The following is a 21924-nucleotide window of genomic DNA, read 5'->3' on the forward strand; positions in this document are numbered from 1 at the left end:
TTAATTCGTCCGTGTTGGTGTTACTCACACCCCATTCCTGGTTGGAGCGCGCTTGCCCGCGACCTCGGTGAGTCAGGCGCCATCAACGTCATAGACACACCGCCATCGCGGGCAAGCGCGCTCCTACAGGCCTGAGATTCACTCCCTTGGCCCACCCTTTGCAATCCCCCTGAAAGGCCCGCCCGGCCGGTGTTCATGGCCATGGACCCGGTGTCCGGGGCGGCATTTGATGGGTGAAGGCAACCTTGAACATTCTCGATCTCGATCACAGCCTCACGCAGCAGGCACCGATCAAGGACCGGCTGCAGGACGGACGTGCCACGCGGCTTGACCTGCTGGCCCTGGGGCCGGTATTGCGGCTCTGGTCCACTGAAAACAATTACCAGCGCTTCGCCGGGCATCTGGATCACCGCGCCAGGCCATTGGGCAACCGGCCGGAAATCTTCTTCGTCGGCTCCGGCGACTATCACCACCTGACCCCGGCCCTGCTCGCCGACCTGCCCGAGCCGGTCACGCTGATCCACTTCGACAACCACCCGGACTGGGTGCACTTCGCGCCCCGCCGCCACTGCGGCTCGTGGGTCAATCGCGCGCTCAAGCTGCCCAACGTACAACGCGTCATCACCCTCGGACCTTGCAGCGATGACCTGCAAAGCCCGCAGCTCAAGGGCGGCAATCTCGGCGCACTCAGGCGTGGCGACCTGCAATTGTTCCCCTGGCGCCATCCGCCTTCGAAAGTCTGGGGCAAGGTCGGCGACGGCCCCGGCCATCGGCAAATCGACGGTCACCTGCACTGGCACAACCTGGCCGAGGTGGACTGGCCGGAGTTCCTCGAACAACTGGTCGCCAGCCTGCCCACCGATGCGGTGTGGATCACCATCGACAAGGACGTGCTCGCCTGCGAAGACGCCGCCACCAACTGGGACCAGGGCGGCATGCGCCTGAGCCATCTGCTCGACGCCATCCGCGCCCTGGCCGCGAACACCCGGGTGCTGGGCATCGACGTCTGCGGCGAGTTCGCGCCCCCGGCGTTCAGCAACCCGCTCAAGCGCTGGGAGGCAAGATCCGATCAGCCGCCCGCAGAGCGCTGGAGTGAAGCGGACATTGCCCGCAACGCCCAGACCAACGCGGTCCTGATCACCCTGTTCGAGGAGCTGTTCCCATGACCCCGACCGTGGTGCTGCTGACGGCCTTTTCGATCCTGCTCGACGTCATCGGCCAACTGGCATTCAAGCTCGGCCTGGACCGGCTGCCTGCCCAGGAAGGCGGGTTTCGCCTGCGCAGTTTCTGGGTGCAGATCGCCGGCGCGCCGATGCTCTGGTTTGGCGTGGGCGCCTATGTGGTCGAGTTCATCACCTGGCTGCTGGTGCTGTCGCTGGCGCCGCTGTCGCTGGTGTTTCCGGCTGCGAGCCTGAGTTACGTCGGCGTGGTGCTGGGCGGGAGGCTGGTGCTTGGCGAGCGGGTCAGCCGGCGCCGCTGGCTCGGCACGATGGTCATTACGTTCGGCGTCATGCTGGTGTGCGCCACCGGCGCGTGAGGTGTTCATGACACAGATTCAATCGACTTACGCCCAAGGGAACCCGGTCACGCTCAGTGACACTTCTGCGCTGAGCGTCGAAGTCAGCCACAGCATTCATCGGGTCAGGCGCAGCGACTGGGCGCAACTCGACAGCGACGATCTCGAAGGCTACGACTATTACGCCGCCATCGAAGACGCCGGATTACCTGGCGTCGAGCCGCGTTATTTCATGATCCGCGATGGCCAGCGCCTGATCGCGGTGGCACCGGCTTATCGCCATCGGCTGCCGCTGAACCAGGTGCTCGACGGTCTGCTGGCGAAGCTGTTCGGGCAGCTATCGCTGCCGATCCTGGCGGTGGGTTCACCCGTCACCGAAACCTGCTCCATCGCCTGCGCCCCGGACTGGCTGGCGCGCACGCCTGAAATCCTGCCGGTGCTGATAGACGCCCTGGATCGCCAGTCGCGACTGGACGGCACCTGGCTGTACCTGTTCAAGGACGTAGCCGAAGAGCGTGTGACTTTGCGCAGCGCGCTGGAACATCTGGGCTTTGCCCGCGTGGCCGGAATGCCGAGAACCCTGCTGCCGTTGCCCTACGCCGATCTGCAGGGCTATCTGGCGAGCCTCGGCCGGGTGACGCGCAAGGGGCTCAAACGCAAGCTGGCGGCGCCATCGGACCTGCGCATCGAAGCGCGTCAGCATCAGGTGGACGATGTAATCGAAACCATGCTGGCGCTGTATGCCGACACCGTGGGCCGTAGCGGCGAGGAGATCGAACCGCTGACCGCCGACTACTTCCGCTCGGTGCTGGCCATGCTGGGCGAGCGTGCGACCTGCTACCTGTTCTGGTCTGGCGACCGGCTGATCGGCTTCAACCTGCTGCTGGGCGACGGGTTGAGGCAGATCGACAAGGTGTTTGCCTCCGATGGCGCAGCCGCCCGTGAGCACAACCTCTACCACCGCACCTGGCTGGCCCATGTGCAGCGTTGCATTGCCCAGGGCATTCCGGCGTTCGAAGCCAGCCAGGCGGCCTATGACGAGAAGCTGCGGCTGGGTTGTCGGCTGCTGGGCAATGACCATTATCTCCATCACCGCCGTGCGTGGGTCACCCGATTGCTGGGCTGGCTGGTGCGCAAGGCCGGGCTGGATCAGTCGAATGTTGTGGCCAGGAAATCCATAGATGAATGAGCAAATCCTGAATGAAAAACCGGCCTGGCGCTGGCTGGAAAGCCGCGCCGCGAGCATTGGGTTGTGGGGGCTGTTGATCGGCTTCGAAAGCGCGGCGCAACTGGCGCTGAAGGTCGGGGGCGATGGGCTGGCAGCGATGCCATTTGGGTTGGACTGGCTGCTGGCGGCGATGGGCAATGTGGCGGTGCTGGGGGCTGTGGGCTGTTATGTGGGCTCGTTCCTGAGCTGGATGCTGATCCTGCGGCGCAGCAGTCTGTCGCTGGCCTTTCCGTTAAGTTCGCTGGTGTTCGTGGTGGTGCTGCTGGGGTCGTGGCTGGGGCTGGGCGAACACATCAGCGCCCTGCACTGGCTGGGGGTGTGGGTGATTATTGGCGGGATAGCGTTGTTGGCAGAGGGAGAGTCGTGAAGGCTCTTTATATTGGCTTTGGATTGTTACGTTGATGCCCTGCGGGCCTATCGCGGGCAAGCGCGCTCCTACATTTGTTGCAACGTGCCGCATCCGGCATACCGAGTGCACAGCCTTTTAAGCTGACGGCACGGAACTCGAGCTGGGCACTAAGGCTACGCACTCGGTCCATCAGACCATGGCACGTTGCAACAAATGTAGGAGCGCGCTTGCCCGCGATAACGCCCGCAGGGCAACAAATTAAGAATTTTTATTTCGTCCCGGAATGATCCAACAAAAACCCCAACCCATGGGACACCGGTATCTCCTTCACGCCCATCATCCGCTGCTGCTCCTTGATCTCCCGGTGAAAGGCCTTGACCTTGGTCCAGTGCATCTTGGGGCGGTAATGGTGTTCGGCGTGGTAGCCGTTATTCATCCAGATCAGGTTATAGAGCGGGCTGTACGAACTCACGCCCCAGGCAATTGGCAGGTCGGGGTTGCCGCCCAGGTGCTCGTAATAGCCGTTCAACGACGACAGCGACTGCCCCAGGTACCAGAACGGCAGCAACAGCAACACCGCATGCCAGTCATGGAACGCCAGCGCGATGTAGGCCGCGACGGTCACGTAGATTTCAACTTTCGCCCAGCGCGCATCGTCAGGGTGTTTGCGCTTCATGTCCTCGTAATAGCTCTTGGGCTCATCACGGAAGGCACTCAGGAACACGTAGCGCCACAAGGCTTCGGGCTCGCCGTTGTGGCCATAGCGGTAGATCGACAACGGGTCGACTGTTTCGCCCTTGTCGTTGGGCCGGTCGGAGTTGCCGCGATGGTGGCGGTTGTGGATGTCGCGGTACATGGTCTGGGAGAAGCCGATGGTCACCGACAGCAGCAAGTCGAACGCGCGGTTCATGCCCTTGTGAGTGAAATAGGCGTTGTGGATCTGGTTGTGGGAGATGCTGTTGATGCTCCACGACAGACTGACGGCATACACCAGCGCCAGCGGCACGATGGCCCACCATGACAGGCTATGAAAGGCCATGACCAGCCACAGCACGAAAGCGAAATGGGCCAGCGCCATGGCAATCGGGACGATGTCCCAGAGCGAGTATGCAAGCCAGCGGTAAACGGGACGAGCCATGAAGAACTTCCTCGAAAACGATGAGTGCTTCGGCTCATTGCAAGGGCCAGACCAACCCGCGAGCTACTTGAAGTGATACGCCACGGCGACGTCCAGCTCGCCTTGATTCACACGGCCTTGCTGGCGAACGATGCTGCTGTCGGCGGCCGATCCCACCAGGTGAATCCAACTGGCGCTGGTGATCAGCGACCAGTTCGGCGCGAGCGGGAAGGCTACGCTCTGGGTCAGGGTCAGGTTCTGGAAACCGCCGCTGGCGTTGTAGGCGCGAATGCCGGAGGCCTGTGATTCTGCGCCGCTGACGCCGAAGAAGGTCTGCGCCTGCTCGGCGTTGGCGTAGCGCGCAGCCAGCGTCGTGCCGCCGAATATCCCGCGGCCCAGCGGGTAATCCAGCTCGCCGCCGACACGCCCCAGCACCCCGCCCTGCCCGTTGCTGCCGCCGAAGGTGCGGCCCACTTCAGCGAACACACGCCAGGCATCCGAAGGGCTGTATTCGACGAAGCCACCCACCTCGCCCATGTCCGACACGTCATGCAGACCGTGCAGCGCGCCGTTGGCCGTGCGCCCCTCGACGTAGTTGACGAACGGCCCGGCGCTCCAGCCGTTGGCCTTGAGCGCATCCCAGGACAAGCCCTCGTCGGAGCTCAGATTGACCCGCCCCCAGGACAGGTCCAGATAGGGAATCGGTCGGGTTTCATAGCGCGTGCCGGTGGGGTCGTGGGGCTGATACGCGACACCCGCGCCAACGTCGCCGGTCAGCGGATCGGCGTGACACGCCGGGCTGAAATACGCGGCGCAGAGCAGCCCGGCGACACACAGGCGGCGTTTGAAACAGGTCGGCAGAAGAGTCATCGCAGAGGTCTCGGGGCAGCGAACATGCGCGCATCAATCCCCAGAGGCGACCACCAGCGCAAGCACTGATGTTGTTTGTAGCAAGCTACAAAAATTGTAGCTTCGCACCCCTCCAGCCACCTCCGGCAACTGCCACAACCCCGGCCCTGCGGGCTTTCATGCCCTTGGCACAGTCCCTGCTCTTGCCCTGCCACGAGCAACACGGCGAGCCCTTCGCCCCGCTCTCTCTTTGGACAAGACAGGCAAACGCAGATGATGCATTGGCATATCGTGTGTGATTTCGACGGGACGATCACCCCGACCGACGTGATCGACAACATTCTCGAACGCTTCGCCGATCCCAGTTGGGTAGACATCGAAGACGAGTGGCTCAACGGCCGCATCGGCTCGCGGGAATGCCTCAGCCGCCAACTGGCGCTGGTCAAGGCGTTTCCGGCGCAATTGCTGGACTACTTCGACAGCGTCACCATCGACCCCGACTTCCCGGCGTTCGTCGAACACGTGATCGGCCTGGGCGCCACCCTGGACATCGTCAGCGACGGCCTGGAACAAGGCATCGCCCGCATCCTCTCGCGCCACCAGGTGCCGCTGCTGCCGATCATCGCCAACGGCCTGCGTCAGGTGGACCAGAACAGCTGGCGCATCGTCTTCCCCCACGCCAGCGACGCCTGTCGCGCGGCCTCCGGGAACTGCAAATGCAAATCCACACCCGCTGACAAACGCGTGCTGGTGATCGGCGACGGCAAGTCCGACATGTGCGTGGCCGGCACCGCCGATTTCGTCTTCGCCAAGGGCCGGCTGGCCGACCACTGCGTGCACAACGGTATCCCCCATGCGCGCTTCGACTCTTTCGCCCAACTCCCTGCCTTGCTGGCCCTGCTGCCTCACAGCCTGCCGGCACCCGTCGTTCACCTCTCCAATGAATCCCAGGAACTCTTCCACCATGTCTGATATCCGCATCGCCACCGCCGAAGACCAGCTCCTCCTGGAAAAAGAAGCCAAGTACTGCTCCTTTGGCGACACGGTCCACTACATCGACCCGCCGCGCATTTTCAGCCGCTGCGAAGGCTCGTACGTCTACGACACCAGCGACCAGGCCTACCTCGACCTGCAGATGTGGTACTCGGCGGTGAACTTCGGCTACGCCAACCCGCGCCTGAACAACGCCCTGAAACAGCAGATCGACACCCTGCCGCAGATCGCCAGCCAGTACCTGCACAAGGGCAAGATCGAGCTGGCGGAAACCATTGCGGTGGACGCCAAGAACAAATTCGGCCTGGACGGTCGCGTGCATTTCAACGTCGGCGGTTCGCAGTCCATCGAGGACTCGCTCAAAGTCGTGCGCAACGCCAGCAACGGCAAGAGCCTGATGTTCGCCTTCGAAGGCGGCTACCACGGTCGCACCCTGGGCGCCTCGTCGATCACCTCCAGCTACCGCTATCGCCGCCGCTACGGCCACTTCGGCGAGCGCGCGCAGTTCATCCCGTTCCCGTACCACTTTCGCGGCCCCAAAGGCATGACCAAGGAAGAATACGGCAGCTACTGCGTGAAGCAGTTCGCCCGCCTGTTCGAGACCGAATACAACGGCGTCTGGGACCCGAAAGTCGGCCAGAGCGAATACGCCGCGTTTTACGTCGAGCCGATCCAGGGCACCGGCGGCTATGTAATCCCGCCGATGAACTTCTACAGCGAACTCAAGCACGTGCTCGACCAGCACGGCATCCTGATGGTGGTCGATGAAATCCAGATGGGCTTCTATCGCACCGGCAAGCTGTGGTCGATCGAACACTTCGACGTCAAACCCGACGTGATCGTGTTCGGCAAGGCGCTGACCAACGGCCTCAACCCGCTGGGCGGCATCTGGGCCCGCGAAGAGCTGATCAACCCGAAAATCTTCCCGCCAGGCTCGACCCACTCCACCTTCGCCTCCAACCCGCTGGGCACGGCGGTGGGCCTTGAAATGTTCAAGATGACCTCGGAAACCGACTACGGCTCGATGGTCATGAACAAGGGCAAGTACTTCCTCGAAGGCCTGCGCGACCTGCAGAAACGCTACCCGATCATCGGCGATGTCGATGGCCTGGGCCTGGCCCTACGTGCCGAAATCTGCGCGCCGGACGGCTTCACCCCGGACAAGGCGACACTGGATTTCATGGTCGAGGAAGGCATGAAAGGCGACATCGAAATCGACGGCAAACGCCTGGGGCTGGTGCTGGACGTGGGCGGTTACTACAAGAACGTGATCACCCTCGCGCCGTCGCTGGAAATCAGCTACCCGGAGATAGACCTCGGCATCGCCCTGCTCGACCGCCTGCTGCACCGGGCCATGAAACGATGAGCCCGACACCCTCGCACACTGCGATCGACTTGGGCGAAGGCGATGCCGGGTTCATTCTCGGCAACGGCGCCGTGGGGGTGTTGCTGATCCACGGCCTGACCGGCACCCCGACGGAGTTGCGTCGGGTGGCCCAGGGCCTGGCCGACCGGGGCTGCACGGTGTACGTGCCGACCCTGGCCGGGCATTGCGGCGACAACGACGACCTGCAGCGCACTCGCTGGGATGACTGGTACCAGAGCGCGTTGCGCACCTTCGTCGGCATTCGCCAGCGGCACCGCCAGGTGTTCGTCGGCGGCCTGTCGATGGGCGCCGTGATGTCGATGCACATGGCCGCGCAGCACCCCGGTGAAATCGCCGGGCTCTTGCTGTATTCCACGACCTTGCGCTACGACGGCTGGAACATGCCGTTCGTGGCCAAGTTCACTCACATTTACATGATGGTGCCGTTCGGCGTGCACATCTGCCGCTTCAACGAAAAGCCGCCCTACGGCATCAAGAACCCGCGCCTGCGCGCCATCGTCGAAAAGCAGATGAAGGAAGGCGAAAGCAGCAACGCCGGGCTTCTGACCATGTCCGGGGTCAGCGTGCGCGAACTGCATCGGCTGATCGCCGTGGCCAAGCGTGACATGCCCTACGTAGACGCCCCCGCGCTGGTGCTGCATTCCCTTGAAGACGACATCACCAGCCGCTGGAACGCCGATTACGTCGAGCGTCACCTGGGCGCACCGGTGGTCAAGGTGCTGCTCGACAACTGCTATCACATGATCACTGTGGACCTGGAATACCGGCAGGTCATCGACCTCAGCGCCTCTTTCATCGAGACTCAGGTGCAGGCCGGATCACAGCTGGACCCCGCACCAGCGAGTCAACCGCTCGGCGTTGACGATCAACCTCAACTGGCCTGAATCATGATCAGCACCCATGCCTTTTCCAGCATCCGTTTCATCGCCCGTGAGGAATGGAACGACTGCTTTCCCGGCCAACTGGAGGACTGGGATTTCTATCTGGCGGTCGAGCAGGCCGGTATCGAGCGTTTCACCTGGCGCTACCTTGCGGTGTTCGACGGCCCGCTGCTGCTGGGCGTGGCGCCTGCGTTCGTCACCCGCTACAGCCTCGATACCACCATGCAGGGCGTGGGCAAGCGCCTGACCGAACAGCTCAACCGCCTGTGGCCCGGGGTGTTCGATCTGCAGCTGTACGCCGTCGGCTCGCCGGTGGCCGAACGCTGCAACGCGGGGATCGCCAGCCACGTCCCCGGGCATCGGCGTCAGGAGGTGTTCAACCGGCTGTTGCAGCGGGCGCGGCAGGACGCCGACAGCCTGGGCGTGGGCCTGCTGGCGGTGAAGGATGCGCCCAGCGAGGAACCGCTCTGGGCCGAAACCTGCCGCCGTGCAGGGTTGCAGGCGATGCCCAGCCTGCCCAGCGCCCTGCTGCCGGTGACTTACCCGTCGATGGATGCCTACCTGGGGTCACTGGGCAAATCCACCCGCAAGGATTTGCGTCGCACCTTGCGCGGTCCGGCACCGCGTATCGAGTGGCGGCGAGAGATCGACGACGTGCTGCCGGACATCATGCAGCTCTATGAAGCGACGCTTGCGCGCAGTGATCTACAATTCGAACGGCTCGGGCCTGGCTACTTCACCGGCATCCTCGAACAGCTCGGCGAGCGCGCGGTGTGCGTGCTGTACTGGATCGACAACCGCCTGGTGGCGTTCAACCTGATGCTGCTGAACGAGCAACGCCTGATCGACAAGATTTTCGCCCACGACCTGGAACGCACCCGGGAGCACAACCTCTATGCACGCAGCTGGCTGGCCAATGTCGAGTACTGCATCCACAATCGCATTCCGGTGTACGAGGCAGGTCAGGCGGGGTACGCGAGCAAGATTCGCTTCGGGTGTCGCTTCGAGCCCAACCTGCTGTTCTTCCGCCATCGCAACCGGGTAATGAACACCGTGCTCAAACTGGTCAAACGGGTCATCCGCCCCGACCGTTCCGATCCTGCCATGGCTGCGGCACTAAGCGAACATCGATGACTGAATTTCCGGAACGCTCCGCCCGTTCACTGTTTTCCCTCTCGCGCTGGAGCGTGCAGCGCAAGCTGGTGCTGGCGTTCTGGCTGGTCAGCGTGATCCCGACCATGATCGCTGCCGAGCTGGCGGCCTCCACGCTGTCGCAGATCTTCGAGAGCAACGTGCGCATCTGGTTGCAGGAATCGACCAAGATCGTCATCGACGAAACCACCGAGATCATGCACAACAACGCCCGCGTGGCGCAGTTGTTCCAGGCCTACGCACGGCCCGACGCCGAGACCGGCGGCAAGCGTGACAAGCTGATCGCCGATGTCGCGGACGCCATGGGCATCGATGTGGTGGCGCTGATCCGCAGCGACGATCACAAGGTCATGTTTTCCACCGCCGCCGACGACATCGTCAGTCAGATCAGCCTTTCGCCCAAGGCGGTGCTGCAGACCATCCACGAAGGCGGCAGCGCCGTCGGCACCGTGGTCTCGACCTTTCACACGCTGCAGGGCGGGGTCGATTACGAGCTGGTGATCGCGACTTACCTGGACAACAGTTTTCTCACCAGCGTCGCCGATGTGCACTCCCTGGACCTGCGCCTGTACCTGCGCAACAGCGAAGGCTTCGGCGAGATTTTCTCGACCCAGCGCTTCGAAGACCACCCGCCCCAGGTGCCGCCGCGCATCGAAGCCATCCTGCGCGACACCAAGGCCGCCAGCGAGCAATCGACACCGCGCTACAGCGGTCTGTACTCGCCGATTCTCAACGACAACGGCGAGCTGCAAGGGGTGATATTCAGCGGCCTGCTGCGCCATTCTTCACTGGTGGGGCTGGTCAACCAGACCAACCTCTTCCTGGCGATTTTCCTGGTCGGCTCGGCGTTGTCGCTGGGGGTTGGCTCGCTGGTCTCCCAGCACCTGACGCGTCCGTTGCGCGGCCTGCGAGAGGGCGTTCGAGCAGTCACGGCGGGTGATTATCATCGCCAGGTCGAGGTCATCGGCGGCGACGAACTGGCCGAACTGAGCGTGACTTTCAATCACATGACCGAGCGCCTGCGCGAGCTGCAGCATCTGGAAGCGCAACTGCGCAGGCGCGACCGGCTGCACACCCTGGGCGAAGTGGCGATGGGCCTGGCCCATGAAATCCGCAACCCGCTGGGCATCATCAAGACCGCGACCCAACTGCTGCACCGCCGCGCCAGCCTGCCGGAAACTGATATGCGGCATCTGGAGTACGTGATCAGCGAGGTCACGCGCATCAACGACCTGATCACCGAATTCCTCGACTTCGCCAAACCCAGTGCGCCGATCCGCTCGACGCAATCTGCACGCGGCCTGCTGGAAGACGTACTGGGTTTCTGCGCACCGGAACTGGCGACCCACAACGTGCAGGCAGTGATCGATGAGCAGACGCCAGGCGCCACGGTATACGCCGATGCACGGCAACTGACCCAGGCCTGCCTGAACCTGATCCTCAACGCCATCGACGCCATGCCCGAAGGTGGACGGCTGACCTTATCCATCGCGCTGGAAACGGCGGACAGCGAGCGCCCCATCACCCGGATCAGCATCACCGACACCGGCCAGGGCGTCGATCCGGAAGTCATCCAGCGCATCTTCAACCCCTTCGTCACGACCAAGGCGTCGGGCACCGGGCTTGGGCTGGCCAAGGTGTTTTCGATCATGGAGAACCACGACGGTCGTGTAGAGTGCATCAGCGAACACGGCGCTGGCGCGACATTCAATCTCTATCTGCCGGCCGATGAAGGAGAACAGGCATGAGCCACAACGTGCTGGTGGTCGACGATGAACCCAAGCTGTGCGACCTGCTGGCCTCGGCCCTCGGCCAGAACGGCATTCAGGTGTTCACCGCAGGCAACGGGCTGCACGCGCTGACCGTGCTCGAACGCGAAGAGATCGATCTGGTGATCAGCGACTGGCGCATGCCCGGCATGGACGGCCCGCAACTGCTGGCCGAGATCAAGCAGCGCTTTCCGCAGTTGCCGGTGATCGTCATGACCGCCTACAGCACGGTGAAGAACGCCGTGCAGTCGATGCGCAACGGCGCCTATGACTACATCAGCAAACCGTTCGACATCGACGAGCTGGACATCACGGTACAGAAAGCCCTGCAGTTTCGCGACATCCTGCGCGACAACCAGCGCCTGCGCGCCGAACTCAACGAGCACCAGCAGATCGACAGCCTGGTGGGTGAAAGCCCTGCGTTTCGCCGCGTCTTGCAGGCCGTGGATTCGGTGCGTGAAAGCAGCGCGACGATTCTTCTGACCGGCGAAAGCGGCACCGGCAAGGAGATGGTCGCACGGGCCATCCACAAGCATGGCAATCGCGCGGACAAACCCTTCGTGGCGGTGAACTGCGCGGCTATTCCCGAAGGCCTGCTGGAAAGCGAGATGTTCGGCCACAAGAAAGGCGCGTTCACGGGCGCTGTGTCCGACCGCATCGGGCGCTTTCAACAGGCCGACAAGGGCACGCTGTTTCTCGATGAAGTGGGCGACATGCCGCTGGCGTTGCAGGCCAAGATTCTGCGTGCCTTGCAGGAGCGGGTGATCGAGCCGGTGGGCGATCCTCGCGAGCGCAAGGTCGATGTGCGGGTGATCGCGGCCACCAACAAGAACCTGCTCGAAGCGGTGGCCCGCAAGGAGTTTCGCGAGGACCTGTACTACCGCCTCAACGTATTCCCGATCCCGTTGCCCGCCTTGCGCGAGCGGGTCGAAGACATCCCCGCCCTCGCCCGCCACTTCGCCCACGTGCTCGGCGCCACGGCCGGTAAGCGCATCACCGGTTTCAGCCCCGAAGCGCTGCTGGCGATGGCCCGCTATCCCTGGCCGGGGAATATCCGCGAGCTGCAGAACTGCGTTGAACGGGCGACCATCGTCGCCTCCTCACAGACCATCGAAGAATCGGATCTGCCAGCGTACCTGTTCGGCTCCAAACCGCTGGACAGCTCGGCGGCCAGCATTCTCAGCGAAGGGCCGGGCATCCCCAAGGACCTCGACGCCGCGCTGGCAGAAGTCGAAAAGGCCTACATCCTCGCCGCGCTGCACGAGACCAACGGGGTGCAGGCCGCGGCTGCGCAGTTGATCGGGATATCCGAGCGCAGCCTGTGGTACCGGCTCAAGAAGCTGGAGATTCACGTGGACAAGATCGTGCGCTGATCACCATACGACTGGCGCCTACGACCCGTAGCAGCACGGCTTGCCGGCGGGGGCGGTGTGTCAGTCAACACATCCGTCACAGATACACCGCCCCCGCCGGCAAGCCGCGCTGCTACGGGTTTGCTGCGACCTTTTCGTCGACCTCGGCCGCGAGGGGCGCGGTTGCCGGGCCCCAGCGGGTGACGGCAATGGCCGCTGCGGCGTTGGCGCGCAAGGCGGCCTGTTGCGCCGAGAGCCCCGACGCCAACCCCGCCAGCAACACCCCGGCATGGGCATCGCCCGCGCCGTTGGTGTCGATGGCCGTGACCGGAAAACCGCGTACATGCTGTGCGTCGCTGCCTTGGCGGATCCAGCAACCCTGCGGGCCGTCCCGCACGACAATCAGCGCATCATCGTTGAGCCATTGCGCCAGCTTCTCAAGCGCATCGGCTATCGCCTCGCACCCGGTGAAACGCAGCGCCTCCTCGCAATTGCTGGTCCACAGCGTAATCAACGGCAACACCGCCTGCATCTCGGCGCCGTCCGGCGAGTTCACCAGCGGGCCCGGATCGAACACCACGTCCGCGCCTTGCGGTAGTTCGCCCAGCCAGCTCAGCAGTGTCGATACCTTGTTCTTGTGCAGCAGGCTGTAGCCACTGACAAACACGAAGTCATCCGGCTGCACGACAACGCTTCGCAGGTCCTGGGCCGACAACCCGCCCTCGGCCCCGACATAGGAGATGAACGAACGCTCCGCCGACGGTTCGATCAGCGCCACCGACAGCCCAGTGTCCTGATCGCTCGACGCAGCTGTGGCCACCTCGATGCCTTCAGCGGTCATGGCCTGACGCGCCAGATCACCGAAACGCCCATTGCCATGACGCCCCAGGTAGACCGTCTGCAAACCGTTGCGACGGGCCGCGGCCATCACATTGAAGCCACCACCGGTCTCGAACGCCGCCGAGCTTGCGAGCACGTCGCCGCCCGAACGGGGCAGCGCATCAAGGGCCATGACCAGGTCAACCACGACCTGGCCGGTGTACAGCAATCTAGCGGGCATGAGCAGCCTCTTTGGCAACGACGCGGCGGTCGCGGGAACCACCGAGAATGGCGTACAGACCGCCCGCGACCACGAAGGTCACGATCCAGCCCAGGCCGTTATGGCCGAACCAGGAGTCGGACAGGAAGCCCTTGAACAGCACGTTCTCCGGCGTGGTGGCGACGGTGGTGAAACTGAAGCCCAGCACGATGGCCAGCGCCCATGCACCCAGCGCGCGCCATTCCACGCCGCCGCTGTACCAGTAGGCGCTGCTCGGGGTGACGTCCATCAGATCCTTGGCCGAATAGTAGTGGCGGTGAATCAGGTCAACCACAAAGATCCCGACCCAGGCGGTGATCGGCACGGCGAGCATCGAAATGAAGGTGATGAACGGGCCGTAGAAACTGTCGGCGATCAGCATGAAATAGATGGAGCCGGCGAAGATCGCCACGATGTCGACAATCACCGCATGCACGCGCTTGATCTTCAGCCCCAGGGTCAGCGTGGTCAGGCCCGCCGAATACACCGACAGGTTGTTCGACAGCAGCAGGCCACCGAAGGCGGTGATCAGGTACGGCACGGCCATCCAGGTAGGCAGCAGTTCGCGAATGGCGATGATCGGGTCAGTGGCCGAGGCCAGGTGGTCATTGCCCACCGACAGCAGGCCGCCCAGGGTAATCAGCAGCACCAGCGGAATGCCCGCACCGAAAGCCGCCGAGGCGACCAGGCGCGTGGCCTTGACGCTGGCGTGCTGGTAGCGCGACATGTCGGCGCCTGCGTTGGCCCAGCCGATGCCGGTGCCCGCCGCCATGGTGCCGACGCCGATGATCATCGCGCTCAGCGGTGCCGGGGTGGCATTGAACACGGCGGTCCAGTCGATGTGAGCAATCAGGAAGCCGCCCACCACGATGTTCAGCGCGCCGAATATGTAGGTCGCCCACTTCTGGATGACCAGCAGCGTGGCATGGCCCAGGCCGGATACGGTCAGGGTCATCAGCACGAAAATGGCGATGAACAGCAGGGTCAGGCCCGGTGAGTTCTTCGCCTCCACCGCAGTGCCAAACAGAATCGAGCACAACGACAACAGCACGAAGGCCGCCGTGGTGGTGTTGACCGTTTCCCAGCCCAGGCGCGACATCAACGAAACGATGGTAGGACCGATGTTGCCGCGCACACCGAAAATGGCGCGCGAGAGCGTCAGACTTGGCGCACGGCCGCGACGGCCAGCGATGGAGATCACCCCCACCACGGCGAAGGAACCCGCCGCGCCGAGAATCGCCACGATGATGGCCTGGCCGATGGACAGCCCGCGAAAGGCCACCAGGGTCGCGCCCAGGGGCAAGCCGAGAATGCTGATGTTGGCCGCAAACCAGACCCAGAACAGTTGCAGCGGATGGCCGTTGCACTCGTTTTCCGGAACCGGCTCGATGCCGCGTGTTTCAAGCTGTCCTGCGCCTTGATTGGCGTTGGATGACGTCATGGGAAATGCTCCTGTTGCCATTTGTTCTGGTTGTGGGCAGTACGCAAAGCAAGTGACGTCCGTGTCGATTGGGCCATCCACACCGATATCGGCGCGAATCGACCCCGGATCACCGCTGAGTTCAGGGGCGATGCATGTTTCTCTTGTTCGGTAGTGCAGTGGTCAGATCAGGCTGATTCAGACTGCACGCAGGGACAGCAGGTGTTCGACCAGCTCATCGAGGTCCAGGCTGTTCACGGCCTTGATCTGTTCGATCAGCCCGTGAGGCCAGGCGCCCATACCTTGGCAGGCGCCGAGCATCGCCCCCAGGATCGCTGCAATGGTGTCGGTGTCGCCGCCCAGGCTTGCCGCCGTGCACAGCGCATCGAAGGCCGGCAACTGGCCGCATGCGACCTGATGGGCCAGCGCGAAGGCTGCGACCACCGATTCCTGTGAGGCCACCGAGGTGCCGATGACGTCGTAGATCAGGTCGGCGAGCTGGTGATTGTCCGCCGTCTCGCACAGTTGCTTCGCCCAACGGATCCGCGCCGAAATGCGGCCGCCGGCAATCCAGTGGCCATGACCTTCGGCGCGCGAGGCGATGCGCACGCCGATGTCCAGTGCGTCGACCAGGCTTGCACCGTTGATGCCCGCCGATACCACGGCGGCCACTGCGGCGGCGCTGGCGATCCCAAGCGTGGTGTTGTGGGTGACCTGGCAGGCCTGGATCACCGACTCGACGAACGCGCCTTCGTCAAGCACGTCCGCCGCGATGCCCACCGGCGTGATGCGCATGGCCGCGCCGTTGGTGGTGCCGAAGCGCCCTGCCTCTTCGGGGCTGTGGCCGGCCAGGATCATTTCAATCGCGCGCTTGGTGGATGGCCCAAGCAAGTCCTGCGAGCCCTTGGCCTGCATCACCGCTTCCCAGTCGATCAGGCTCTGGGCCAGGTCCGACGGATCGATGCGGCCGCCACCGGACACCAGCAATTCAGCGACAAGCACGGCTTGTTCGGTGTCGTCGGTGATGGAACCTGCGGGCATGTTCGGCGCGATGGGCTGGTCGGCATCGGCGGCCGTCAACGAGGTGATGCGGCCAAAACGCTGTTTGATCTGTTCGCGACTGAGTGATTGCGTGGGCATGCCCAGCGCGTCGCCCAGTGCCAGGCCGTAAAAAGCGGCCAGGGCGCGGTCGCGAGTGTCGATCAATGCGGTCATGTAGAAGATCCAAATGCCAGATGCAGACGAAAATGCACGGGGTCCAACCAGCTCTCCACGTGCTCCATGAAACGTTGTTGCCGGTCAAAGGTGGTGCGTATGGCCTTGAGAAACACGGTGCCTGGCTCGCGCAAGATAAGCGCGGCGTCGTCGGCGCTCAGCGGCTCGGCGCCAATCCACTGGTCACCGCGATCACCCACGTAGCCATGGGCGGCCATGGTCACGGTCAACGAGTCATCGATCAGCCCGTCACGGGGCAGGTTTTCCAGACCGTTGACTGCCGGGATCAGCACCCGCTCCAGCGACACCACGCTGCCGTCGGACGAGGTACGGCGACGATCCAGGGCGATGAACTCCTCGGTACCGAAACGGGCCGACAGATCGGGACGCCGGACCGCGACCAGGCGCAGGATCTCGGTGCTGACCCGGGCGCCAGTGTCGGCCAGTGCCTGAGCCCAGCCGGCGCGCTGGTCCAGCGAGATGCCGTCGAAGGTCACGATCGAACCGACACCGGTCTGGGTCGCGATGTAGTTGCGGCGCTTGAGCTCCGACAAAGCTTCGCGCAACGTGCCACGGCTGACGTTGAATTCCTGAGCGAGCAGATTCTCGCCGGGCAACAGTTCGCCGGAGCCCATCTGGCCGGTTTCGATGCGTCGGGCGAGTTCGTCGACCACGCGTTTTTTCTTGTCAAATCGAACCTGTCTAATCATGTACAAATTGATATCCGAAAGAGGTGGGTGGGAGCAAGCGATTTTTTCAAGCGCTGGGTAGACGATAGGGGAAAAATGCGCGCAGGAACGCCAATGACACACTCTGTAGCAGCACGGCTTGCCGGCGGGGGCGTCCTCAAGAACGCCCTGCGGGCAAGCCCTGCTGCTACAGGGACCGGGGGTTATTCGGCCGGGTTCACCACACTCGCCTGCTCGCTGATGATCTGACGAATGGCGCCGACAAACACGTCCACCGGCTGCCCGCCCGACACGGCGTATTGGTCGTTGAACACGATGGTGGGCACTGAACTGACGCCGCGGGAGGTCCAGAGTTGTTCGAGTTGGCGGACCTCGCCGGCGAACTCGTCCGACGCCAGGATCTGCTCGGCACGGGCGCGGTCCAGGCCGACTTTCTCGGCCACATCGGCCAGCACCTTGTGGCTGGAGACGTTGGCGTGCTGGCTGAAATAGGTGGTGAACAACGCCAGTTTCAAGGCGTGTTGCTTGCCCTCCCCTTCGGCCCAGTGCAGCAGGCGGTGGGCATCGAAGGTGTTGTAGATGCGGCGTTCGCCCTGCTTGAACACAAACCCCAGCTCCGCGCCGCGCTGGCGGATGTTCTCGGCGTTGGCCTGATACTGCTCGCGGGTCGAGCCGTACTTTTCAGAGATGTGCTCGAAGATTTCCTGACCGTCCGGGCCCATCTTCGGGTTCAGTTCGAAAGGCTGGAAATGGACGTGTGCCTGCACCTCGGCACCCAGATGATCCAGCGCCTGGTCCAGGGCCTGCAGGCCGATGATGCACCAAGGGCAGGACACGTCGGAGATGAAATCGATTTTCAGTGGAGTGCTCATGGCAGTCTCGTGCAAAGGAAAGTTGCACGATACGCCGATCCCGGTTCAGAGAAAAACCTGTGCTTGCACCCGTAGGAGCGCGCTTGCCCGCGAAGGCGTAGTGTCCGTGACGAATCAGGTGACTGACACACCGCCGTCGCGGGCAAGCGCGCTCCTACAGATGTGGTGCGTTTCAGAGCTGGGCGACGTGGGACACGTCTTCACGGTGCTCGCGCAGGTACGGCAACACCGCGGCCAGCAACGGCGCCTTGAACGCTTCCTGAAACCTGTGGGCCAGGCCCGGGATCAGCCGTAACTGGCTGCCCTGGATGTGCGCGGCGACGTGCACGCCATGCATCACCGGCAACAGCGGGTCCGCCGTGCCATGGACCACCAGGGTCGGCACCCGCAGGCGGTTCAACAATTCGACACGGCTGGGCTCTGCCAGGATCGCCAGAATCTGCCGTTTCACGCCTTCCGGATTGAACGCTCTGTCGTAGGAAATCGCCGCCTGTTGCAGCAACTTCTGCCGGTCGTCTTTCACCTCCGGGCTGCCCAGCGCCGCCAGCAGATCGGCCTGTTGCTCGATGGCGGTCTGCCGGTCAGGTGCGCCACGGCGCGCCAGCAACTGCAGCAACGCGGGGCTTGGCATCGGCAGGCCCGGTGCGCCGGAACTGGTCATGATCAGCGTCAAGCTCTCAACCCGCTTTGGGGCCATGTCAGCCAGATGCTGGGCGATCATCCCGCCCATGCTCGCGCCCAGCACGTGAAACTGCTGAATGTGCATCGCGTCCATCAGACCCAGGGCATCCTGGGCCATGTCGGTCAGCGAATACGGCGCCGACACCGGGAAACCGATCTTGTAGCGCAGCACCTCATAGGTGAGGTTGGCAGTGGCCGGTGCCTGAACCCAGGTGGAGAGGCCTACATCGCGATTGTCGTAGCGAATGACCCGAAAACCCTGTTGGCACAGTGCGACCACGACTTCGTCCGGCCAGTGAATCAACTGCCCGCCCAGGCCCATGACCAGCAGCAATGCCGGATCGGACTCACGACCGATACTTTGATACGCCAGGTGCACCTCATCGAGCTCGGCCACTTGCGTGGGAACGTTGACATCGCATCGAGAAGCCGCAAAAGACGGCAGGCTGCACAACAAGGCAGCCAGGAAGAATAAAACCCGCATGAAAAACACCGAAACGCAGAACCCCAGTAGGCCGCGAGTCTGATGAAGTTTCGTCAGGCGCGCTGCCACACTTGCGTGACAGTTTGATGAAGATGTACCAACGGTAGCGGCAGCCTCAAGTGGCAAGCTTCAAGCTGCAAGAAAAAGCGGTTCGGTGAGTACCTTGAGATGGGTATGTCGACAGCGCATTCTTCATGAGGCAAACTCATCGTATTCTTTGTTATCACAAAATTTGCTCATGGAGCGCCCCGGTGCTTGAAATTCGTCACCTCAAAACCCTTCATGCCCTGCGTGAGGCCGATAGCCTGGTGGACGCGGCTGATCGTCTGCATCTGACGCAATCGGCGCTTTCGCACCAGTTCAAGGAGCTGGAGGAACGCATGGGCATGCCGCTGTTCGTGCGCAAGACCAAGCCTGTGCGCTTTACCAGCGCCGGTTTGCGCCTGCTGCAACTAGCCGATTCGGTGTTGCCGCAATTGCGCAACGCCGAGCGTGATATTTCACGCCTGGCGGGCGGTGTGGCCGGGCGTCTGCACATGGCCATCGAGTGCCACAGTTGTTTCCAGTGGCTGATGCCGACCATCGACCAGTTTCGCGATGCCTGGCCTGAAGTGGAGCTGGACCTGGCGTCGGGTTTTGCCTTCGCCCCGCTTCCGGCACTCGCCCGTGGCGATCTGGACCTGGTGGTGACTTCCGACCCGGTGGATCTGCCGGGCATTACCTACGTGCCGCTCTTCACCTACGAGGCGATGCTGGCGGTCGCCAATCAGCATCCGCTGGCAGGCAAGCCGTTCGTGGTGCCCGGTGACCTGGCCAGCGAAACCCTGATTACTTATCCGGTGGAGCGTGACCGGCTGGATATCTTCACCCGTTTCCTGGAGCCCGCCGACGTGGAACCTGCGCAGGTGCGGACCTCGGAGCTGACGGTGATGATGATGCAACTGGTCGCCAGCGGCCGTGGCGTGTGCGGGATGCCGCACTGGGCGCTGCATGAATACAGCTCGCGGGGCTATGTCAAAGCCAAGCGCCTGGGGGAAAAAGGCCTGTTCGCGACGCTCTACGCCGCCGTCCGCGCCGACATGCTGGATGCGCCGTACATGCGCGATTTCCTGCTGACGGCCAAGGACACGTCGTTCTCGACGCTGGATGGGGTGAGTGCCGTCAGATAAGCAAACTCCAATTGTAGGAGCGCGCTTGCCCGCGACGGCGGTGTGTCAGCGACGACATTTTGCACAGGTGTACCGCTGTCGCGGGCAAGCGCGCTCCTACAGGTATGGGTCAGGCGATCATCTGGCGATACAACGGCAAGATCGAATCCCGGGTCAACGGCGCCAGGTGCAGGTGATCGACGCTCCCGGCATCGATCCACACCACCTCCTCGATCTCGGCCGCAGGCACCAGGTCCTGGGCAACATCCAGCCGATACAACTGGCAGTTCACCTCAAAACCTGGCTCATTGGCCGCCACGGCAGAGAACTCGCCGAGAAACTGCGCCTGTTCCGCCGCAACCACCAGTCCCAGTTCTTCGTGCAGCTCCCGCGCCAGCGCCTGGGCAGGCGACTCGCCCGCATCGATCTTGCCACCCGGCTGCATGAACGCCTGGGTGCCACGCTTGCGCACCAGCAGGGTTCGACCGTCGGCGCCAATCAGCAAGGCTGCGGCGATGCGAATCACCTTCACAGCACCACCTCGGTTTTCAGCGCGCGGGTTTCAGCGGCGCGTTCCAGCGCCAGCACGATCAGCCGGTCGATCAGCTCCGGGTAGCTCAAGCCGCTGGCCTGCCACAGCTTGGGGTACATGCTGATGGAAGTGAAACCGGGGATGGTGTTGATCTCGTTGATGATGATTTCCCGAGCGTCGGTGACGAAGAAATCCACCCGCGACATGCCCGCGCAACCCAGCACGCGATAGCCCTGCAAGGCCACTTCGCGCACTTGCTCAGCGAGGTCATCCGGCAGCTCGGCGGGAATCGCGATGCGCGCCTGGCCGTCGTTCAGGTATTTGGTGTCGTAGGCGTAGAAATCGTCGTTGGCGACTACTTCGCCGCACACGCTGACCTGCGGTTCGTGGTTGCCCAGCACCGCGCATTCGACTTCACGCCCGACGATGCCTTGCTCGATCAGCACCTTGTTGTCGTATTCGAACGCCAGCTTCAGGGCCGCTGCGTAGCTGGCCTCATCGGTGACCTTGCTCACGCCCACGGACGAACCCTGGCACGCCGGCTTGACGAACAGCGGCAGGCCCAGTTGCGCGGAAACGTTGACGAAATCTACCGTTTCGCCGCGATGCAGCACCACGAACGGCGCCACGGCAATACCCGCGTCGCGCAGCAGGCGTTTGGTCACGTCCTTGTCCATGCACGCCGCCGAACCCAGCACGTCGGGGCCGACGAAGGGAATGTCGAGCATGCGCAGCAGACCTTGCAAGGCGCCATCTTCGCCGTAGCTGCCGTGAATCAGCGGGAACACCACATCGATGCGCGGCACTTCAAGGCCGGTTTCCGCTTCCACGAACTGCGGCCCTTGGGCGCCAGGGCGCAGGGACAGAAGACGGCCGGACTCGCTGAGCTTGATGTGCGCCGGGTCGTTGGCATTCTGCAGATAGTCGCGCTCGTCGAAGCGCAGCCAGTGGCCTTGCTTGTCGACGCCGATCAGGGTGACGTAATAGTTGTTGCGATCAATCGCGTTGATCACGTTGCGCGCCGATTGCAACGACACTTCATGTTCGGAGGATTGCCCACCGAAAACGATGGCGACTGACTTTTTCAAAGGGGGAAGCTCCTGGATTTCAGGTCGCAGAGCTAAAAGCAATTTGCGCCGTTAGTCCAGCCCCCGGCACCTTTGTTGGACGGAATGCAGAACGAAATCCCACCCTGTAGGAGCGCGCTTGCCC

At 63.2% G+C, this 21924-nt stretch carries 21 protein-coding genes; 11 read left to right on the forward strand and 10 right to left on the reverse strand.

Translation table 11 applies throughout. From position 1 onward, the window contains the following. Window positions 1–245 precede the first annotated feature (245 nt). Genes ACIPO9_RS26800 through ACIPO9_RS26815 form a run of 4 tightly spaced genes read left to right on the forward strand, consistent with a single transcriptional unit; the run spans window position 246 to window position 3111 of the window. Window positions 246–1166 (forward strand): arginase, encoded by a 921-nt coding sequence (locus ACIPO9_RS26800; RefSeq protein WP_400784365.1) that lies wholly within the window; start codon window positions 246–248, stop codon window positions 1164–1166. Beyond that, window positions 1163–1537 carry a transporter gene (locus ACIPO9_RS26805; RefSeq protein WP_400784367.1) on the forward strand — a complete coding sequence of 125 codons (375 nt, stop codon included), beginning with the start codon at window positions 1163–1165 and terminating at the stop codon, window positions 1535–1537. Before ACIPO9_RS26800 ends, ACIPO9_RS26805 begins: the two co-directional genes overlap by 4 nt. Before the next feature lie 7 nt (window positions 1538–1544). Continuing rightward, the gene (locus ACIPO9_RS26810) at window positions 1545–2705 is read left to right on the forward strand and encodes a peptidogalycan biosysnthesis protein (protein WP_400784368.1); all 1161 of its coding nucleotides are present in this window, start codon (window positions 1545–1547) and stop codon (window positions 2703–2705) included. Beyond that, the gene (locus ACIPO9_RS26815; protein ID WP_400604494.1) at window positions 2698–3111 is read left to right on the forward strand and encodes an EamA family transporter; all 414 of its coding nucleotides are present in this window, start codon (window positions 2698–2700) and stop codon (window positions 3109–3111) included. Before ACIPO9_RS26810 ends, ACIPO9_RS26815 begins: the two co-directional genes overlap by 8 nt. A 250-nt stretch (window positions 3112–3361) precedes the next feature. Here the strand turns inward: ACIPO9_RS26815 and ACIPO9_RS26820 are convergent, their stop codons facing one another. Together ACIPO9_RS26820 and ACIPO9_RS26825 are read right to left on the reverse strand one after the other, a co-directional pair. Beyond that, window positions 3362–4231 (reverse strand): fatty acid desaturase family protein, encoded by an 870-nt coding sequence (locus ACIPO9_RS26820; protein ID WP_400604496.1) that lies wholly within the window; start codon window positions 4229–4231, stop codon window positions 3362–3364. Between the two features lie 63 nt (window positions 4232–4294). After that, window positions 4295–5080, reverse strand: a complete 786-nt coding sequence (locus ACIPO9_RS26825) for a MipA/OmpV family protein (RefSeq protein WP_400784370.1) — start codon at window positions 5078–5080, stop codon at window positions 4295–4297. Window positions 5081–5332: 252 nt separating this feature from the next. Here ACIPO9_RS26825 and ACIPO9_RS26830 point away from each other — a divergent pair, with 252 nt between their 5' ends. The 6 genes from ACIPO9_RS26830 to ACIPO9_RS26855 are packed head-to-tail and all read left to right on the forward strand — an operon-like array spanning window position 5333 to window position 12614. Continuing rightward, window positions 5333–6031, forward strand: a complete 699-nt coding sequence (locus tag ACIPO9_RS26830; RefSeq protein WP_400784372.1) for an HAD-IB family phosphatase — start codon at window positions 5333–5335, stop codon at window positions 6029–6031. Then, window positions 6024–7418 carry an aspartate aminotransferase family protein gene (locus tag ACIPO9_RS26835; RefSeq protein ID WP_400784373.1) on the forward strand — a complete coding sequence of 465 codons (1395 nt, stop codon included), beginning with the start codon at window positions 6024–6026 and terminating at the stop codon, window positions 7416–7418. Before ACIPO9_RS26830 ends, ACIPO9_RS26835 begins: the two co-directional genes overlap by 8 nt. After that, the gene (locus ACIPO9_RS26840; protein ID WP_400784374.1) at window positions 7415–8323 is read left to right on the forward strand and encodes an alpha/beta hydrolase; all 909 of its coding nucleotides are present in this window, start codon (window positions 7415–7417) and stop codon (window positions 8321–8323) included. Before ACIPO9_RS26835 ends, ACIPO9_RS26840 begins: the two co-directional genes overlap by 4 nt. Window positions 8324–8326: 3 nt before the next feature. After that, window positions 8327–9454, forward strand: coding sequence for a GNAT family N-acetyltransferase (locus tag ACIPO9_RS26845; RefSeq protein WP_400784376.1), 1128 nt, complete (start codon window positions 8327–8329; stop codon window positions 9452–9454). After that, window positions 9451–11220 carry an ATP-binding protein gene (locus ACIPO9_RS26850; RefSeq protein ID WP_274135079.1) on the forward strand — a complete coding sequence of 590 codons (1770 nt, stop codon included), beginning with the start codon at window positions 9451–9453 and terminating at the stop codon, window positions 11218–11220. Before ACIPO9_RS26845 ends, ACIPO9_RS26850 begins: the two co-directional genes overlap by 4 nt. Then, window positions 11217–12614 (forward strand): sigma-54-dependent transcriptional regulator, encoded by a 1398-nt coding sequence (locus ACIPO9_RS26855; protein WP_400784378.1) that lies wholly within the window; start codon window positions 11217–11219, stop codon window positions 12612–12614. The genes ACIPO9_RS26850 and ACIPO9_RS26855 overlap by 4 nt, the downstream gene beginning before the upstream one ends. Window positions 12615–12726: 112 nt before the next feature. On the opposite strand, the gene ACIPO9_RS26860 is transcribed toward ACIPO9_RS26855, so the two are convergent. From ACIPO9_RS26860 to ACIPO9_RS26885, 6 genes are all read right to left on the reverse strand, one after another. Beyond that, window positions 12727–13653: a PfkB family carbohydrate kinase gene (locus tag ACIPO9_RS26860; protein WP_400784379.1), complete on the reverse strand. Its 927-nt coding sequence runs from the start codon at window positions 13651–13653 to the stop codon at window positions 12727–12729. After that, window positions 13643–15112, reverse strand: coding sequence for a cytosine permease (locus ACIPO9_RS26865; RefSeq protein WP_274135076.1), 1470 nt, complete (start codon window positions 15110–15112; stop codon window positions 13643–13645). The genes ACIPO9_RS26860 and ACIPO9_RS26865 overlap by 11 nt, the downstream gene beginning before the upstream one ends. A 177-nt stretch (window positions 15113–15289) precedes the next feature. Further along, on the reverse strand, window positions 15290–16306 hold the full coding sequence (locus ACIPO9_RS26870) for an ADP-ribosylglycohydrolase family protein (RefSeq protein ID WP_400784380.1): 1017 nt from the start codon (window positions 16304–16306) through the stop codon (window positions 15290–15292). Next, window positions 16303–17016: a GntR family transcriptional regulator gene (locus ACIPO9_RS26875; RefSeq protein WP_274135074.1), complete on the reverse strand. Its 714-nt coding sequence runs from the start codon at window positions 17014–17016 to the stop codon at window positions 16303–16305. Before ACIPO9_RS26875 ends, ACIPO9_RS26870 begins: the two co-directional genes overlap by 4 nt. Window positions 17017–17198: 182 nt before the next feature. Then, complete coding sequence (locus ACIPO9_RS26880; RefSeq protein ID WP_400784381.1) at window positions 17199–17867, reverse strand: DsbA family oxidoreductase; 669 nt, start codon at window positions 17865–17867, stop codon at window positions 17199–17201. Window positions 17868–18039: 172 nt separating this feature from the next. Then, entirely contained in the window at window positions 18040–19032 is a 993-nt protein-coding gene (locus ACIPO9_RS26885) for an alpha/beta fold hydrolase (protein WP_400784383.1), read from the reverse strand. 251 nt (window positions 19033–19283) lie between these two features. Here ACIPO9_RS26885 and metR point away from each other — a divergent pair, with 251 nt between their 5' ends. Beyond that, window positions 19284–20201 carry a transcriptional regulator MetR gene (gene metR, locus ACIPO9_RS26890; RefSeq protein WP_274135070.1) on the forward strand — a complete coding sequence of 306 codons (918 nt, stop codon included), beginning with the start codon at window positions 19284–19286 and terminating at the stop codon, window positions 20199–20201. Window positions 20202–20310: 109 nt separating this feature from the next. Here metR and ACIPO9_RS26895 read toward each other — a convergent pair whose 3' ends face one another. Both ACIPO9_RS26895 and ddlA read right to left on the reverse strand, forming a co-directional pair. Next, on the reverse strand, window positions 20311–20712 hold the full coding sequence (locus tag ACIPO9_RS26895) for an NUDIX domain-containing protein (protein ID WP_400784384.1): 402 nt from the start codon (window positions 20710–20712) through the stop codon (window positions 20311–20313). Beyond that, window positions 20709–21800 (reverse strand): D-alanine--D-alanine ligase, encoded by a 1092-nt coding sequence (gene ddlA / locus ACIPO9_RS26900; protein ID WP_400784385.1) that lies wholly within the window; start codon window positions 21798–21800, stop codon window positions 20709–20711. The genes ACIPO9_RS26895 and ddlA overlap by 4 nt, the downstream gene beginning before the upstream one ends. Window positions 21801–21924: the final 124 nt, after the last annotated feature.

It is taken from the genome of Pseudomonas sp. NPDC090203 (assembly GCF_044746765.1).
Lineage (GTDB): Bacteria > Pseudomonadota > Gammaproteobacteria > Pseudomonadales > Pseudomonadaceae > Aquipseudomonas > Aquipseudomonas putida_AD.

What these genes read in the sequence shown, in the direction of transcription:
- ACIPO9_RS26885 (WP_400784383.1), bottom strand. Translation starts at nt 19,032, where the DNA reads ATGCGGGTTTTATTCTTCCTGGCTGCCTTGTTGTGCAGCCTGCCGTCT.
- ACIPO9_RS26810 (WP_400784368.1), top strand. Translation starts at nt 1,545, where the DNA reads ATGACACAGATTCAATCGACTTACGCCCAAGGGAACCCGGTCACGCTC.
- ACIPO9_RS26825 (WP_400784370.1), bottom strand. Translation starts at nt 5,080, where the DNA reads ATGACTCTTCTGCCGACCTGTTTCAAACGCCGCCTGTGTGTCGCCGGG.
- ACIPO9_RS26880 (WP_400784381.1), bottom strand. Translation starts at nt 17,867, where the DNA reads ATGAGCACTCCACTGAAAATCGATTTCATCTCCGACGTGTCCTGCCCT.
- ACIPO9_RS26835 (WP_400784373.1), top strand. Translation starts at nt 6,024, where the DNA reads ATGTCTGATATCCGCATCGCCACCGCCGAAGACCAGCTCCTCCTGGAA.
- ACIPO9_RS26860 (WP_400784379.1), bottom strand. Translation starts at nt 13,653, where the DNA reads ATGCCCGCTAGATTGCTGTACACCGGCCAGGTCGTGGTTGACCTGGTC.
- ACIPO9_RS26820 (WP_400604496.1), bottom strand. Translation starts at nt 4,231, where the DNA reads ATGGCTCGTCCCGTTTACCGCTGGCTTGCATACTCGCTCTGGGACATC.
- ACIPO9_RS26815 (WP_400604494.1), top strand. Translation starts at nt 2,698, where the DNA reads ATGAATGAGCAAATCCTGAATGAAAAACCGGCCTGGCGCTGGCTGGAA.
- ACIPO9_RS26865 (WP_274135076.1), bottom strand. Translation starts at nt 15,112, where the DNA reads ATGACGTCATCCAACGCCAATCAAGGCGCAGGACAGCTTGAAACACGC.
- ACIPO9_RS26845 (WP_400784376.1), top strand. Translation starts at nt 8,327, where the DNA reads ATGATCAGCACCCATGCCTTTTCCAGCATCCGTTTCATCGCCCGTGAG.
- ACIPO9_RS26830 (WP_400784372.1), top strand. Translation starts at nt 5,333, where the DNA reads ATGATGCATTGGCATATCGTGTGTGATTTCGACGGGACGATCACCCCG.
- ACIPO9_RS26875 (WP_274135074.1), bottom strand. Translation starts at nt 17,016, where the DNA reads ATGATTAGACAGGTTCGATTTGACAAGAAAAAACGCGTGGTCGACGAA.
- ACIPO9_RS26805 (WP_400784367.1), top strand. Translation starts at nt 1,163, where the DNA reads ATGACCCCGACCGTGGTGCTGCTGACGGCCTTTTCGATCCTGCTCGAC.
- ACIPO9_RS26870 (WP_400784380.1), bottom strand. Translation starts at nt 16,306, where the DNA reads ATGACCGCATTGATCGACACTCGCGACCGCGCCCTGGCCGCTTTTTAC.
- ACIPO9_RS26855 (WP_400784378.1), top strand. Translation starts at nt 11,217, where the DNA reads ATGAGCCACAACGTGCTGGTGGTCGACGATGAACCCAAGCTGTGCGAC.
- ACIPO9_RS26840 (WP_400784374.1), top strand. Translation starts at nt 7,415, where the DNA reads ATGAGCCCGACACCCTCGCACACTGCGATCGACTTGGGCGAAGGCGAT.
- ACIPO9_RS26850 (WP_274135079.1), top strand. Translation starts at nt 9,451, where the DNA reads ATGACTGAATTTCCGGAACGCTCCGCCCGTTCACTGTTTTCCCTCTCG.